This is a genomic window from Calditerricola satsumensis, from assembly GCF_014646935.1.
Taxonomy (GTDB): domain Bacteria; phylum Bacillota; class Bacilli; order Calditerricolales; family Calditerricolaceae; genus Calditerricola; species Calditerricola satsumensis.
Genome location: NZ_BMOF01000001.1, coordinates 34,795 through 48,452, shown reverse-complemented (window position 1 = coordinate 48,452; position 13,658 = coordinate 34,795). Strand labels below are relative to the sequence as shown.

The 13,658-nt window shown below is 65.7% G+C and carries 15 protein-coding genes and 1 pseudogene; 2 read left to right on the top strand and 14 right to left on the bottom strand.

Features of this window, described 5'->3' with window-relative positions:
* Positions 1 to 205: 205 nt before the first annotated feature.
* Complete coding sequence (locus IEX61_RS00270; protein WP_054669739.1) at positions 206 to 1,402, top strand: ornithine--oxo-acid transaminase; 1,197 nt, start codon at positions 206 to 208, stop codon at positions 1,400 to 1,402.
* An 80-nt stretch (positions 1,403 to 1,482) separates the two neighbouring features.
* On the opposite strand, the pseudogene IEX61_RS00265 reads toward IEX61_RS00270, so the two are convergent.
* The 10 genes and pseudogenes from IEX61_RS00265 to IEX61_RS00220 all read right to left on the bottom strand — a co-directional run.
* Positions 1,483 to 2,925 (bottom strand): annotated as a pseudogene (locus IEX61_RS00265) (bifunctional metallophosphatase/5'-nucleotidase); the annotation flags it as partial.
* A 140-nt stretch (positions 2,926 to 3,065) separates the two neighbouring features.
* Positions 3,066 to 3,314 (bottom strand): hypothetical protein, encoded by a 249-nt coding sequence (locus IEX61_RS00260; protein WP_054669735.1) that lies wholly within the window; start codon positions 3,312 to 3,314, stop codon positions 3,066 to 3,068.
* A 12-nt stretch (positions 3,315 to 3,326) separates the two neighbouring features.
* A complete protein-coding gene (locus tag IEX61_RS00255; RefSeq protein ID WP_188816481.1) occupies positions 3,327 to 4,220 on the bottom strand; it encodes a zinc ribbon domain-containing protein in 894 nt (297 codons plus the stop codon).
* Between the two features lie 20 nt (positions 4,221 to 4,240).
* Positions 4,241 to 4,540 carry a hypothetical protein gene (locus tag IEX61_RS00250; protein ID WP_054669728.1) on the bottom strand — a complete coding sequence of 100 codons (300 nt, stop codon included), beginning with the start codon at positions 4,538 to 4,540 and terminating at the stop codon, positions 4,241 to 4,243.
* Entirely contained in the window at positions 4,537 to 5,049 is a 513-nt protein-coding gene (locus IEX61_RS00245; RefSeq protein ID WP_054669723.1) for an RNA polymerase sigma factor, read from the bottom strand. The genes IEX61_RS00250 and IEX61_RS00245 overlap by 4 nt, the downstream gene beginning before the upstream one ends.
* Before the next feature lie 145 nt (positions 5,050 to 5,194).
* Positions 5,195 to 5,491, bottom strand: coding sequence for a 2Fe-2S iron-sulfur cluster-binding protein (locus IEX61_RS00240; RefSeq protein WP_054669719.1), 297 nt, complete (start codon positions 5,489 to 5,491; stop codon positions 5,195 to 5,197).
* A gap of 81 nt (positions 5,492 to 5,572) precedes the next feature.
* Positions 5,573 to 6,103 carry a chromate transporter gene (locus tag IEX61_RS00235; protein WP_188816480.1) on the bottom strand — a complete coding sequence of 177 codons (531 nt, stop codon included), beginning with the start codon at positions 6,101 to 6,103 and terminating at the stop codon, positions 5,573 to 5,575.
* The gene (locus IEX61_RS00230) at positions 6,100 to 6,735 is read right to left on the bottom strand and encodes a chromate transporter (RefSeq protein ID WP_188816479.1); all 636 of its coding nucleotides are present in this window, start codon (positions 6,733 to 6,735) and stop codon (positions 6,100 to 6,102) included. Before IEX61_RS00230 ends, IEX61_RS00235 begins: the two co-directional genes overlap by 4 nt.
* A 126-nt stretch (positions 6,736 to 6,861) precedes the next feature.
* A complete protein-coding gene (locus IEX61_RS00225) occupies positions 6,862 to 7,593 on the bottom strand; it encodes a GntR family transcriptional regulator (protein ID WP_188816478.1) in 732 nt (243 codons plus the stop codon).
* Between the two features lie 28 nt (positions 7,594 to 7,621).
* Positions 7,622 to 8,347 (bottom strand): hypothetical protein, encoded by a 726-nt coding sequence (locus IEX61_RS00220; RefSeq protein ID WP_229725546.1) that lies wholly within the window; start codon positions 8,345 to 8,347, stop codon positions 7,622 to 7,624.
* A gap of 279 nt (positions 8,348 to 8,626) precedes the next feature.
* Between IEX61_RS00220 and IEX61_RS00215 the strand changes: the two genes are divergently transcribed.
* A complete protein-coding gene (locus IEX61_RS00215) occupies positions 8,627 to 9,427 on the top strand; it encodes an aspartate dehydrogenase (protein ID WP_188816476.1) in 801 nt (266 codons plus the stop codon).
* 9 nt (positions 9,428 to 9,436) lie between these two features.
* On the opposite strand, the gene IEX61_RS00210 is transcribed toward IEX61_RS00215, so the two are convergent.
* The 4 genes from IEX61_RS00210 to IEX61_RS00195 form a co-directional block, all read right to left on the bottom strand.
* Positions 9,437 to 10,270, bottom strand: a complete 834-nt coding sequence (locus IEX61_RS00210; RefSeq protein WP_188816475.1) for an ABC transporter permease — start codon at positions 10,268 to 10,270, stop codon at positions 9,437 to 9,439.
* Positions 10,267 to 11,193: an ABC transporter ATP-binding protein gene (locus IEX61_RS00205; protein ID WP_188816474.1), complete on the bottom strand. Its 927-nt coding sequence runs from the start codon at positions 11,191 to 11,193 to the stop codon at positions 10,267 to 10,269. The genes IEX61_RS00210 and IEX61_RS00205 overlap by 4 nt, the downstream gene beginning before the upstream one ends.
* Positions 11,190 to 13,124 carry a DUF8725 domain-containing protein gene (locus IEX61_RS00200; protein WP_188816473.1) on the bottom strand — a complete coding sequence of 645 codons (1,935 nt, stop codon included), beginning with the start codon at positions 13,122 to 13,124 and terminating at the stop codon, positions 11,190 to 11,192. Before IEX61_RS00200 ends, IEX61_RS00205 begins: the two co-directional genes overlap by 4 nt.
* Positions 13,125 to 13,287: 163 nt before the next feature.
* On the bottom strand, positions 13,288 to 13,650 hold the full coding sequence (locus IEX61_RS00195) for a 2Fe-2S iron-sulfur cluster-binding protein (RefSeq protein ID WP_188816472.1): 363 nt from the start codon (positions 13,648 to 13,650) through the stop codon (positions 13,288 to 13,290).
* Between the last annotated feature and the right edge of the window lie 8 nt (positions 13,651 to 13,658).

The following is a 13,658-nucleotide window of genomic DNA, read 5'->3' as shown; positions in this document are numbered from 1 at the left end:
CCGGCGCACTCCGTTCTGCGGGTGGAAAACCCCCCGTCGGTCCGTGCAGACGAGTCCGGAGTAGAGGGAAGGAAGACCTTCCCGTGCGCACCCCGGGTGGGACTCCCGGGCCCAGACCCCTAATCTGGAAAGGAGGTGAACGCCTGGTTCGGAGGGGTCCCTGCCTGAAGTGAAATTCAGGTAGGTTTTACGAACCAGGATGGCCATGACCAGCAAAACCGAGCGAATCATCGCCCAAACCGAAACCTACGGCGCGCACAACTACCATCCGCTGCCCGTCGTCATCGCCCGCGCCGAGGGCATCTGGGTGGAAGACGTCGAGGGAAACCGGTACCTGGACATGCTGAGCGCCTATTCGGCGGTGAACCAGGGGCACCGCCATCCGAAGATCATCCGCGCACTCAAGGAACAAGCGGATCGGGTTACCCTCACCTCGCGGGCCTTCCACAACGACCAGCTCGGTCCCTTCTGCGAAAAGCTCTCCCGCCTGACCGGCAAGGACATGGTATTGCCGATGAACACCGGCGCCGAAGCGGTGGAAACGGCGATCAAGGCCGTGCGCCGGTGGGGATACTGGAAGAAGGGCGTGCCCGAAAACCAGGCGGAGATCATCGTCTGCGAAAACAACTTCCACGGGCGGACGATCACCGTCATCTCCTTCTCGTCGGAAGAGGCGTACCGCGAAGGCTTCGGGCCGTTCACCCCGGGCTTCAAGATCATTCCGTACGGCGACATCCGCGCCCTTGAGGAAGCCATCACCCCCAACACCGTCGCCTTCCTCGTCGAGCCCATCCAGGGCGAGGCGGGCATCATCGTGCCGCCGGACGGCTACCTGCGCCAAGCCTACGAGCTGTGCAAGCGGCACAACGTCCTGTTCGTCGCCGACGAGATCCAGACCGGCCTCGGCCGCACCGGCCAGCTCTTCGCCTGCGACTGGGAAGACGTCAAGCCCGACGTCTACATCCTCGGCAAGGCGCTGGGCGGCGGCGTCTTCCCCGTTTCGGCCGTGGCCGCCGACAAGGAGATCCTCGGCGTGTTCAACCCCGGTTCCCACGGCTCGACCTTCGGCGGCAACCCGCTGGCCTGCGCCGTGGCCATCGCCGCCCTGGAGGTCATCGAGGAAGAGCGGCTGGCCGACCGGGCGCGCGAATTGGGCGCCTACTTCATGGGCGAGCTGAAGAAGATTCAGCATCCCCACATCAAGGAAGTGCGCGGCAAGGGGCTCCTCGTTGGCATGGAACTCACCGTTCCAGCCCGCCCGTACTGCGAAAAGCTCAAAGAAAAGGGCCTCCTGTGCAAGGAGACCCACGAAAACACGATTCGCTTCGCCCCGCCGCTCGTCATCACCAAGGACGAACTCGACTGGGCGCTGGAGCGCATCCGCGCGGTGTTTTCCGCCTAAACGGGTTCCCATCGCCCTATGCCCCCGGAAATCCGGATCCGGGGGCTTTTGCTATGGCCAAACCGGCAGACGGATTCCCTTCACCGACGCGAGTTCACCCGCTGAATCCGCCCCTCGATCGCCGCCGAGAAGGGCTGGGGCAGCCGCTCGATGTACGTCACCAGCGCCTCGATGTCCTCGGGGCCGTACACGCGGTCGGTGCCGTCGCGCAGCACCGTAAAGCCGTCGCCCCCCTCGGCGAGAAAGCTGTTGACCGTCACCGTATAGCGCCCCTGTGGGTCGAGGGGCGTGCCGTCCGCTCGGAAGATGTCCACCACGCGATCGCCGACCGGACGCGCCGCGTCCCACGTGTAGCGCAAGCCCGACACCTGCAGCATCCGCACGGCATTCTCCTGCCACTGCTGGTTGAGCAGGCGGCGAATCTGCTCGCCGGTGAGCGTCATGCGCACCAGGGTGTTGTTGAAGGGCTGGATCGTGTAGAGCTCGCCCCACGTAACGTCGCCGGCGTCGAGATCGGCGCGGATGCCCCCGGGGTTCAGGAAGGCGAAATCGGTCTGCATGGCCTGCCGCTGCGCGTCGGCAATCAGGTTGCCCAGCGCCGACTCGCCGCTCTCGTTTTGCTCGCGGGTAATGGCGTGGGTCGCCGTCCCCACGACCCGATTGACGATCGGCGCCACCCGTTCTTCGTATTCCTCGATCATGCGCCGGATCTCGGGATCTGGCGCCATCCCCTCGTGAAACGTCGTCACGATCTCGGCCCGCTTGGCCACCACGTCCTTTGTCCGCGGGTCGATGGCCAAGTCCACATCGGCAAAGGCCGTCCCGTAGGCGTACGCCTGCACGATCAGCTTGCCGTCCACCACGGCGTTCAGATACGCGTGGCTGTGCCCGGCAAAGATGACATCCACCTCGTCGTCGATCTTCCGGGCCAGCTCCACCACCTCGCCATAGGGTTCGCCGGTTACCCCGAGCTGCGCCCCCGGCACATGCGCCAGCACGACGATGGCGCGAACGCCCTTCTCTTTCAGCTCCGCCGCCGCGCGGTTGATCGCCTCCGCCTCATCGAGAAAGCGCACGGTGGCCACGGCGCTCGGCATGACAATGCGCGGCGTCTCCGTGGTCACCACGCCGACAAAGCCGATCGGCATCCCGTTGACGCGCTTGATCACGTAGGAAGGAAGAATCGGCTTCCCGGTGTCCCGGTCCACCACGTTGGCGCACACGTAGGGGAACGTGGCCCCTTCAAACCAACCCGTCTTCTCGTGGTACCCGCCCTGCACCAAGCGCAGCAGTTCGTCGACGCCCTCGTCGAATTCGTGATTGCCGACCGTTCCCACGTCAAAGCCCAGGCGGTTCAGGATCTCGATGGTCGGCTCGTCCTGCAGCAGGGCCGACACCGGAGCGCTGGCCCCCACCATGTCGCCGGCGTGGACGAGCAGCGTGTTCTTATTCTCCGCCTCGCGCCGTTTCAGGTACGCGGCCAGGTAGTCGGCCCGTCCGACCGGCTTGCCGGCCACCGTGCGCTTCTCCCCCCTTCTAACACAAGGAACGGCAGATCAAACCGCCTGCTTTTCTATCCTCACCCATTTTCATAGTCGAACGGGTATCCCCTGCGTAAAGAAACTGTAAAATCAGGCATCGGCATCCCGTTCCCTCTGCTGCTTCACCGCGAGAGCCGCCGCCCCCATCGGTACAGCCAACCGGCCATCATCCCGCAGGCCAGGCCCACCGCGGCAAACACCGCGGCAGCCTGTGGAATGGCCTCGTTGGGAAGGCGATCGGTGATCTCCAGGACGCCGAACAGGTAAAGCCCGATTCCATCTCCATCCACCGGCATTGTCCACAATCCCAGTGCACGGTAGAGAAAATAGCCAGCCAATCCGAGCAACACCAAGCAGAGCACCCGGATCATGGTCACGCCTCCTCAGAGGGGATCGTCGATCAGATGGGCGCCGCAGCTGGCGCAGTAGTGCCAATCCTGCCCCACGGCCCGGCGGCATTCGGGACAGGCAGCCCGCAGCGCATACCCGCAGCGGACGCAGAAGAGCGCATCCTTGGGCGCATCGGCCCCGCATCCCGGGCACGCCGCGTTTGCCGCCGGCGACGGCCGGATGATGAGCCAGACGGCCAGGGCAAAGGGACCGGTCAACAGGCCGAGCAGCAACCAAGCCGGCGCGGCGGGCTTCACCCGGCTGCGCGCGTCAACATAGATCCATGCAGCCAGGCTGACCCACACCAGCACCACGGCGAGAAGGAAGACGCGCTCAGCCGCCCAAAACGGCAGGCGGTTTTGCAACAGCAAGAGCGTGATGTCATATTTTCGACCATCAGGAGCCGTAACTTCAACCCCCATGCCGGTTCCCATTCTGGTTTTCCGCGCATACCAGGATGCAGGGTCCTTCGGATAAACATCCTTCGCCAATTTCCCAATCCACTCTTGCGGATAGGCCGCAAGGATTCTTGGGCTTTTCGCTCCCTCCTTTACCTCCTGTAATACGACATTGCCATGTTGATCAACGATCGGAATCGTTCGGGGCTTTTCCTGTACAAACACGCCATAAAACCGGTGATACCGCATGGACGGGGGAAACGCTGACAGGATCCGGTTCAGTTCCGGCGTGATCCCGTGCTCGCGGATGTGCGTTTCAATCGCCGACAATTGTTCGCTATAGGCATCACGTTCCCTGAGAGAAGATCGGTTCAAATGTTGAAGGACAAACCAGTCCGTGACCGCCACAAGCACGCAAAAAAGAATCAAGAAAACCAATCCCCGCTTGAGCTTGGGTTGCACGAGGATCGTCCCGATGCGCGCTTTCATCGTCTTCCGTCCCTCACCGCTCATCGTTCTTCTACCCCTTTCCGCAACAGAATCGGCCACGCGGGAATGGACAGTAGCGGCGCGAGCCACAACCACCGCGGATCCAGCCCCAGATGCACGGCCAAGAGTCCCGCGCACAAGGCGACCCCCAGCCCCGCCGCAATCAACAGCCACCCATTTGGTCGCGCTTCCTCCGTTTTGCTGTTCCCTTGCAGACGACGCTTCACCGCCGCAATCGTGTAGCGCGGATCGGGCGGCTCCGGATCTCCCGCCTCGCAATCGCGCCGCAAGAGCTCCTCCACCTCGCGCCACTCGTTCACCGCGTGATCACCTCCGCAGACAACAGGCGTTTGAGCCGGGCCAGTCCGTGGTGGATGCGCGAGCGAACCGTGCCGACGGGACACGCCATCACCTGGGCGATCTCCTCGTAGCGCAGGTCGTGGTAATAGCGTAGGATGATGGCCGTGCGCTGTTCCCAGGGGAGGCGAAGCAACGCGTGGCGAACCTGCTGGTGCGTCAGCCGCTTGAGCGTTTCGTCCTCCGGGGAATCCGCCGCCCGGAGCTCGGCTTCCTCAACCGGAAGCATGATGCCCCGCTTCGCCTGCCGTCGCCAGCGGTCGCGCACAAGGTTAACGGCGATGCTGAAGAGCCATGCCCGCCCATCACCGCTTGGCCGGTAACGGGCCAGCGCCCGCAACGCCCGCACAAACGTCTCCTGCATCAACTCCTCCGCCACGCCGCGATCCCCGCACATCCGGTACAGAAACGCAAAGAGGGCCCGCTGGTGATCGCGCACCAGCCGCTCAAGCGTCGCGTCCCGGTTTTCCACCCCACCACCTCCACTAAGGTAAACGCGCGACGTGCCCAACCGTTCACCTTGATCGGCAACGTGCCGGAACGCGCACAAAAAAAGTCCGCAGATGCGGAGCGGACAACCGGCTTGCCGCCTCAGCGGACCGATGAAAGAAATCATGTCAACGCACAGGTTCATCCTGCCGAATGTCGAGGTCGTGGGTGATGAACAGCTGGCAGGCCAAACGGTACCCGTCGCGCAGCTGTTCGCCCAGCATCTTTTTCTCCTTCCAATTGGGCGGCGCGAGGTGTTCCCCGCCGCGCAGAACCCGAATCTTGCACTTGGTGCACCGCCCCATGCCGCACCCGTAGCGCAGGGGAAACTGGCGAATGCCCGCCAGCACAACCAGGTTGGTGCCGGTCGCGACCTCCTGTTCATGCACCAGCGCATCGCCCCGATAGAGCCGCACCGTGGGCATCGTTTCCCTCCTCTGCACATCCGCTGTTCCCACCGATTGGAGCCCCGTTGTTGCCGTGCCCTCCCCTCGCCGCCCCGGCCGTCAGCGCAAAAAGAGCGCCCCATAGACAAGCGAACCGGCAATCACCAGCGCCGGATGGATCCGAAGCCGTTCGAGGGTCCAGTAGCTGGCCGCCGCCAGCACCGCCGTGTGCACCCATCCGCTGCCGTGGAACGCTTCGGCGAAGAATTGCACCGCCAAGATCCCCAGCAACACCGCCACCACCGGCTGTACGGCCCGGGCCATGGCTTGCACCTGCGGCGCGTCCTTGAAACGATCGGCAAAGCGAAACAGCGCCACCATTGCCACCGCCGACGGCGCCACGGTGGCGGTAAGGGCCACGACGGCTCCCATGCCGCCACCTTGCTGGTAGCCGATGGCCGCCGCCAATTTCGTGGCGATGGGGCCGGGCAAGGCATTGCCCAGGGCCAACAGGTCCCCAAAGGCCTTGAGGGTCAACCACCCGTACCGGTCCACCACTTCGCTTTGAATGAGGGGGATCGATGGCGGCCCCCCGCCGTAGCCGAGCAGGTTGGCCAAAAAGAAGGCCCAAAACAGATGGAGAAGCATCATCGTTTTCCCTGCCCTTCTCCCTCCATCGCGAGGCGGGAATCGTCGGAATGTTCCGTTGATTGAGGCGGCGAAACGTCGCCTCGCCGGCCTCCGCGCCGCTCCAGGGTCACCTTCCCCCACGCGCCGGCCAAAAAGGCGGCGATGACGAGCGCCGGATGCATCCCGGCCACGGCCACCGTGACAAGCGAAAGCGCCGTCAACCCCGTCGCCCACGCGGCGCCCATGCCCCGCCAGGCCTTGCGGAAAAACTCCACCGCCATCACGGCCAACATCACCCCGATCACCGGGCTGACGGCCCGAATCATCCCCCGCACCACGGCCACGCCCTGCAGCGCCGCCAGCGATCCCACCAAGGCGATCATCGCCACCGCCGAGGGCACGATGTGGGCCAGCACCGCCACCGCCGCGCCGGGCCATCCCTTGACGCGGTACCCGATATAGGCGGCCATTTTCGTCGCAATGGGCCCCGGCAAGGCGTTGGCGAGGGCCAACACGTCGCCAAATTCGTCGTCACTCATCCAGCGGTATTTTTCCACCGCCTCATAGCGAATGAGCGGGATGACCGACGGCCCGCCTCCGTAGCCCATCAGGCCCGAGCGCAAAAAGGCGATCGCCAAGTCGTACAAGGACATGCCGATCCCTTCCTTCACAGGGAACTGCAGGTCCAGCGGGCAGCTTGCGTTCCTTTGGTATACCGTATACCAAATCCGATTTGCTTCGATCATACCGATTCGGCGTGCTGCCGTCAAGGGTTTTCTTCAATTTTCAGACGGATTGTTCCATTCGTCGTTCGCCCGCTTGCCGTCGCGTCGGTTCGCGTCCCGAAGCGCAGCCAAATACGCCTGCTTGGCGTTCTCCATGTGGACATGGATGAGCGATTCGGCCAACTCGCCGTTGCCGTCGCAAACGGCGCGAAGAACGCTCAGGTGCTCGCGCAATGCCTCCTCGAGGCGCCCCGGTTGTTCGTACCCGACGTGTGCAAAAGCCCGCACATAATCGAAGAGACCCGTCAGCATCTCGTAAAGCCGCGGGCTCTTGGCCGACCGGTACAGGGTGTCGACGATGTGCAGGTGAAACTGCGCCACATCTTCCTCCGGCGCATCACCGTCGAGCAAGCGCTCGATCTTTGTCGCCAGCTCGTTCAACCTCCGGCGGTCCTCGTCGTTTACCTTTTTCGCCGCCAGCTTGACCGCCAGCCCCCCGAGCACGGCCAACAGGGTAAAAATTTCAAGCACCTCGTCGACCGAAAGTCGGTTGACCACGACGCCGCGGCGCGGCAAGGTCTTCACAAACCCTTGCGATTCGAGGCGGAAGAGGGCTTCGCGTATGGGAGTGCGGCTGATGTTCAGCTTTTCGGCCAAGTCCCGCTCGACAATGCGCTCGCCGGCCTTCAGCTCGCCGGTCAGGATGGCGTTCTTCAGATACTGGTACACCTTGTCCCGAATGGGGCTGAGGTCCTCATCCCAGCTGGCTCCCTGGCGCTTACCCACAGGCCTCCCTCCCGTGCCAACGCTGTCGTTATTGTTTCGTGTACCGCTCCTGCCAATGTTTAGTGTACCGCTCCTGCCAAGCGTCGCGCAATGCTTGCCGCACCGCGTCGGCTTCGCGCGCGTCCCCCCGTTTGAGGGCCGCGTTCAGGCGTTCGAGCAGGTGGTCGACGCGCACCGACCACAAGAAGTGCGCCAGGTCCACCGCGTCCACGGTCACGTCCGGCGCTGACCCAGAGGCGCGCGCCTCGCCGGCTCCCGACTTCCCCTCGGCCTTCGCCGGCTGCGACGTGCCGCCGTTCGTCCGCCAGTCGGTCGGAACGCCTCCCGATCCCAGCCGCTCCTCTTCCCTGGCCGTGGGAACGATCTTGCCGTTCCGGAAGCGCGACAGGCGTGGTTCCCCCTCCCCGTACAGCCACAAGGTGCCGGTGGACAACAGCAGGCGCACCGCGCGATGGAACGCGTCCCACAACGGATCCCCTTCCAGCTCGCGGGCCGAGGGCGCCGAAAGATAGAGCGAACCGCGCAGAACAGCCCCCGGCTTGCCCGGTACGAGCAGGGTAAACGCGCCGCGTCGAGAGCGAAGGGAAAGCAGCGCGCCTCCTGAAGAGGACGGGCGATATTCCACCTTCAGGTCGAGGGTCTGGCAGAACGCCAAAAACCGCTGCAGCGCTTCGGGGGCGTACGTGGCCGTAAAGTTGTCGCACAGCCCGCGAATCCCCATCCCGGAACGGTTCACGTGCACCACCTCGTTCACGGTCGTTGTTGCTCGTTGCAGTCTATACACGACAGCGGCGCAGCGTTCGCCAACAGGCTCTGGAATACCATCAAGGGAAGGATTTGCTCCTAGCATGTCCGCTTGGCGCCGGTTTACACGTGGCTGCTCACCGATTTCGTCCGATGCGCGCAACAACGCGCCACCGTTCCGGATCCGGTGCACCGGGCACCGGCAACAGATGTGGCATACTGTACACCGCATGCGCCTTTTGTTATCATACAAGCAACACAATTCTGACTACGACAGGGGGCATGCGCCATGCTGCACGTGGGGATCATCGGATACGGGGCCATCGGGCGGGATGTGGCCCGGTACATCGCCGAGGGGAAGGCCGGCCGTTCGGTGCTCGCCGGCGTTCTGGTCCGGCCGGGGCGAAGGGCAGCGACCGGCCTCGACCCCGCTCTCGTTGATGAGGACGTTGCCGCCTTTCTCGCCCGTCCGCTGGATGTGGTGGTGGAAGCCGCCGGCCACGAAGCGGTGCGCCGCTACGCCGCGGAGGTGTTGGCCGGCGGGCGCGACCTGATTGTCGTCAGCGTGGGCGCCCTGGCCGACCCGGCGCTGCTCGATGCGGTGGTGCGGGCCACCGAAGCAAGCGGACGGCGCGTCTTTCTGCCCTCGGCGGCCATCGCCGGGCTCGACCGGATCGCCGCGGGGGCCACCGGCACCCTCGAGGCCGTGACCTTGACCACCCGCAAACCGCCGCGGGCCTGGGTGGGAACACCGGTGGAAGCGCAAGTCCCTTTGGCCGAACTGTCCGAACCGGTCTGCGTCTTCGACGGCACCGCCCGCGACGCGGCGCTGCGCTTTCCCGAGAGCGTCAATGTGGCCGCCGCCCTCAGCCTCGCCGGCGCGGGTTTCGACCGCACGCAGGTGCGCGTCTTTGTCGATCCCACGGTAACCGAAAACGTGCATGAGCTCACAGCCGTCGGCGCCTTTGGCCGCCTGGAGGTCACCATCCGCAACGCTCCCAGCGCCAACCCGAAAACGGGCGTCGCCGTGGCCATGAGCGTGGCCAAGGTGCTGCGCAACCTGTCCGAGCCACTGGTCGTGGGGATCTAGAGGGCGCGATCATTCCTCAACGCGCGCCCGCCCGACAGCGCGGGCGGCCGCCGCCAGCGCGGCGAGGGCCATCGCCCCGTAGCCGAGCACGTAAACGGCCACCGGGGGAAGGAAAAAGCGGTCGTTCAGCCCCTCGTGCAAGCCGAGCACCGACCACAGCGAATAGACAGGGTTGAACGCCAGCGCCAGGTCGCCCCAGAGCCAACCGGCCGGCGGCGCCGACTGGTGGACGCGCTCCCACCACAGGTGGGCAAACTGGGCTAAGAGCACGGTGCCGATCACCATCACCCCCACCACGGCGTAGGTTGCAACCATGGCCGCGCTCGTTCGGTGGGCAAGGGCCGAGGCGAGCACGCTGACGCTGCCGACGACGGCCATGGTGAACAGGAAAAAGGCGAAGGTGGATGCCAGCGCCGTTGGCGACACGCCGCCGTACACAAAAACGATGGCGTACAGGGGCAGGGAAGCCACCACGAGCAGCGCGAGAAAGCTTAGGGAGGAGACCAGCTTGCCGACGACGATTTCCGCCGCCGTCAGATTGGTCGTCAGGAGCAGGTTCAGCGTCTGCCGTTCCCGTTCGCCGCTGATCGTCCCCGCCGTCACCGCCGGCGTGAGAAAGAGCACCATCACAAGCTGCAGAGTGGACAGCAAGGAAAAGAGCTCGCGGCTGGTAGCGGAAAACACGGCGTCGGGCCCGGTGGAGACATCGAGATAGCCCAGGATGATGGCGCCAATGGCAGCCAGGTATCCGCTGAGGAGCCACGCCAAACGACGCGACCGCACGCGCCGGCGCAGCTCCACGGCCAACACCGCCTGCAAAAAACGCCCCCGCAGCTTGTTCATCCGTTCCCCTCCCCCGTAACAGACAAAAAGACATCTTCCAAGGTGCGCGCGGCCGGCTGAAAGCGCAGCACGCGGAACCCCTCAGCCACCATCGCCTGCAGCAGGGCCGCCTGGTCCGCTTCGCCGCCGACAAAGGCGACAGCCAGTTGCCGCCCCTCCCGTTTCACCCGGCTTATGCCGTCCCGTTCAGCCAGCCACGCCGCCGCTCCCTCGGCGTTCTCCAACACCTCGATATGCAGGAGGCGCTCGCCCGAGATGCGCGCGAGAATCTCGGCAACGCTTCCTGCCGCCACCAGCGTGCCGCCCACCATGATCCCAACCTCGTCGCACAGGTCGGCCAGCTCGGGCAGGATGTGCGAGCTGATCAGAATGGTCTTGCCCTCGTCGCGCAGGGCCTTCAACATCGCGCGAAACTGGACGCGCGTGCCGGGATCGAGGCCGGACGCCGGCTCGTCAAGGATCAGCACCGCCGGGTCGTGCAGGAGGCAGCGCGCCAAGCCCAGGCGCTGTTTCATGCCCCGCGACAGGCTGTCCACGTAAGCGTCGGCCTTATCGGCCAATCCGACCCGTTCCAGCAAGTCCGGAATGCGCCGGGCGCGTTCGAGACGGCCCATTCCGTAGCACGCGCCATAGAAGTCCAAGTATTCCGTCACCTTCAGGTCGTCGGCGAAACCAAAGCTGTCGGGGTTAAAGCCCACAATGCGCCGCACCCGGTCCGGCTGGGTCGCCACGTCGTAACCGCCGACGATGGCCCTCCCCGCGCTTGGGCGCAGGAGCGTCGCCAACATGGCCAGCGTGGTCGTCTTTCCCGCGCCGTTGGGGCCGACCAGGCCGAAAATCGTGCCCTCTCGCACGGAAAGCGTGAGATCCTTCACGGCGACGATCTGTTCAAAGCGCTTGGTGAGGTTTTCCGTGCGGATCATTCCCGTTCCCCCTTTTCGGCGCTCGCGCCGAGCGGTTGGATCACGAGGGCGAGGCGGTACGTCCGCGGGCGCGCGCCGTCGACGGTGGCCACAAGGACGTCCTCCTCCGTCCAGGCAAACACCGTCGGCCCGCCAGATGACTTCAACCGCCACCATTCAAGCGCCGATACCGCCAAGTTCCACTCGCGCCGCCGGAGATCGGATCGGGCCTTCTCGGGCACCAGCGCCTCGGGAACGAGGTCGGCGCTTCCGGACGCCTCCGCAGCGGGATGGATCACGGCCACGGCTTCGCCCGGCTCCAGGTCGCCCAGGGCGATCACCGCGCGGCCGTACACGAGTCGGGCATCGCGCATCGCAAACGGGGTCTTGTTCGTCACCGTGCCCGTCAGCTGCTCGCCCTCGACGCGGAGGTTGGCCGCGATGCTCCCAACGTCGGTGAGGGTACGGCTGGCATACAGCTGGCGAAACCCGCGAAAGGACACGTCGGGGAAGGTGACGGAAGCCTTCGCGCCGGTAATCCGCACCTGGGGATCGGCTTTGCCGGCCACGCCGTCGTGGTGCACCTCCAGGATCCACGCGGCCTCCGCCTCGGCCGATTCCACCCGGTACGTTCCGCCGTGAGGAGCAAAGAGGCCAATGCCGCCGGCCACATCCCCCGTGCCATCGCCACGCAAAGCCACCACGGCCAGCTCGTGCGTCGTCACCTGCACGCCCCACGCCCGCGTCCCCACCGCGTACAGGCCAACCGCCACGGCCAAGCTCAGAACGGGAACGAGCACCCAATTCCACTCGCGCCGGTCAAGACGCGCCGTGAGCCCGTAGAGACCCGGCCCCACCGCCGCGATGTACAGGGCAAACAGCGCCGCAAGCGTCTTGGCGTCGGGAAGGGCCATGCCCGGCACGCGGATCAGCCCTTCCCGCAGCGAGGACAGCGCAAACGTCTCCTGCTCGAAATCCGCACCCGGCTGCAACTTGGCCCCCAAAACGGTCTGCCACAGGCGGGGCCACCCCGCCCATCCGGCAAAGGGCGGCACACCGGGGTCAAAGGCTGCCGCCACCACTTCGCCCCGTCCCCAGTCGCGCGCGGCAACGAGGGGCAGCTCGCCCTGGTCCACCCGCACCGTCCCGGCAACGAGGGTGGTCTGTCCCACGGCGACAGGGCCCTGGGCGGGCAGCGGTGTGTCGCCCACCCGCTCCAGCGCCGGCGCGCCGGGCAGGACCGCCGTGCCCGTCACACGCAGCGGCGCCATGTCCGCGACGGGGCTCCCCGCCGCGGAAGCCAAGACCCTACCGGTGAGAACCAGTGTGCCCCCGCCGCGCACCCATTGGCGCACGGCTTCCATCTGAGCCCGGGTCCAAGGCGCCGGCTCGGCCACCACCAGCACGTCGATGCCGTCAAGGCCGATGGCCTTGTCGGGCAGGGCGGCCGCGTCGAGGGCCACCACGGCGACGCGTCGCGAATCATGGGCCAAGCCGCGGAACGCCGCGACCTGGGCCTCGGATCCCACGACCGCCACCACCGCCGTCTCGCGGCCCACCGGCTGGCCCGCAACGTACGCACGGGCCGCCACCGTGCCCGACTCCTCAGTCAGCACCGCCGACGCACCCTGTTGCAGCAACCAGCCCGGCACATACAGCGTCGCCGTTCCGATGCCCGCGTCGCTTACCGCCACCGGCATGCGCGGCTGGGCGACGAGATACCCGTTGCCGCGAGGTTCCAGGGCCACCTCCCCGCGCCATCCCGGCGGCCCGTGCACCGTCACGCGCAGCGGCGTCCATGCGCTTTCCCGGTAGAAACCGGACATCCCCACCGCAACGCGCAGGTCAGCCACCGACGACGCCGCGGCCGTTTGGACACCAATCGCTGCCGCAAGTCCGCACCCCAACAGCAGCACCACACTCAGCGCCAATCCCCGCCACCCGCTCGCCATGCCCATCCCTCCTCTTGACGTCCCGCCGACGGGCAGACGTGACCAGCTTCTTCCTCTCTAGCGTACCGCATCGCGTCGATATGGCAAAGAAAAAGATGACACCGCCCCCCCAGTCGGGTGGAAGGGATCCAAAACAAAAAAAGCGGGCGCGCCGCCCGTGGCCTTACGCGTTGCGCGCCTGCGCCTCCCAGTGCGCCTTTACCTTGGCCGACACCTTCCCCTTGACCGCCTCATTCCACGACACGGCCACATCGCCGCCGCGCACAAAGGTCTGGCAAGCCAGGCGGTACCCCTGTTTCAAGAGCTCCTCCCCGAGCCGCTCCACCTCGGCTTTGCGGATGGGGCTCAGGTGCTCGGCGCCTTCCTCGATCTTGGTGCGGCATGTTCCGCACAACCCCGCCGAACAGCGGTACGGAATGCCGCCGTCCTCGTCGTGGTGGCGAATCGACGTCACCAGCAGGTGGGCCTCCTTTCCCTCCGGCACCTCCACCGTCACGCCGGAGGTGAGAAAGCGGATCTTGGGCATGGCCATCC

What these genes read in the sequence shown, in the direction of transcription:
- IEX61_RS00235 (WP_188816480.1), bottom strand. Translation starts at nt 6,103, where the DNA reads ATGATGCTTCTCCATCTGTTTTGGGCCTTCTTTTTGGCCAACCTGCTC.
- IEX61_RS00230 (WP_188816479.1), bottom strand. Translation starts at nt 6,735, where the DNA reads ATGTCCTTGTACGACTTGGCGATCGCCTTTTTGCGCTCGGGCCTGATG.
- IEX61_RS00195 (WP_188816472.1), bottom strand. Translation starts at nt 13,650, where the DNA reads ATGCCCAAGATCCGCTTTCTCACCTCCGGCGTGACGGTGGAGGTGCCG.
- IEX61_RS00255 (WP_188816481.1), bottom strand. Translation starts at nt 4,220, where the DNA reads ATGAAAGCGCGCATCGGGACGATCCTCGTGCAACCCAAGCTCAAGCGG.
- IEX61_RS00205 (WP_188816474.1), bottom strand. Translation starts at nt 11,193, where the DNA reads ATGATCCGCACGGAAAACCTCACCAAGCGCTTTGAACAGATCGTCGCC.
- IEX61_RS00200 (WP_188816473.1), bottom strand. Translation starts at nt 13,124, where the DNA reads ATGGCGAGCGGGTGGCGGGGATTGGCGCTGAGTGTGGTGCTGCTGTTG.
- IEX61_RS00240 (WP_054669719.1), bottom strand. Translation starts at nt 5,491, where the DNA reads ATGCCCACGGTGCGGCTCTATCGGGGCGATGCGCTGGTGCATGAACAG.
- IEX61_RS00210 (WP_188816475.1), bottom strand. Translation starts at nt 10,270, where the DNA reads ATGAACAAGCTGCGGGGGCGTTTTTTGCAGGCGGTGTTGGCCGTGGAG.
- IEX61_RS00260 (WP_054669735.1), bottom strand. Translation starts at nt 3,314, where the DNA reads ATGATCCGGGTGCTCTGCTTGGTGTTGCTCGGATTGGCTGGCTATTTT.
- IEX61_RS00270 (WP_054669739.1), top strand. Translation starts at nt 206, where the DNA reads ATGACCAGCAAAACCGAGCGAATCATCGCCCAAACCGAAACCTACGGC.
- IEX61_RS00215 (WP_188816476.1), top strand. Translation starts at nt 8,627, where the DNA reads ATGCTGCACGTGGGGATCATCGGATACGGGGCCATCGGGCGGGATGTG.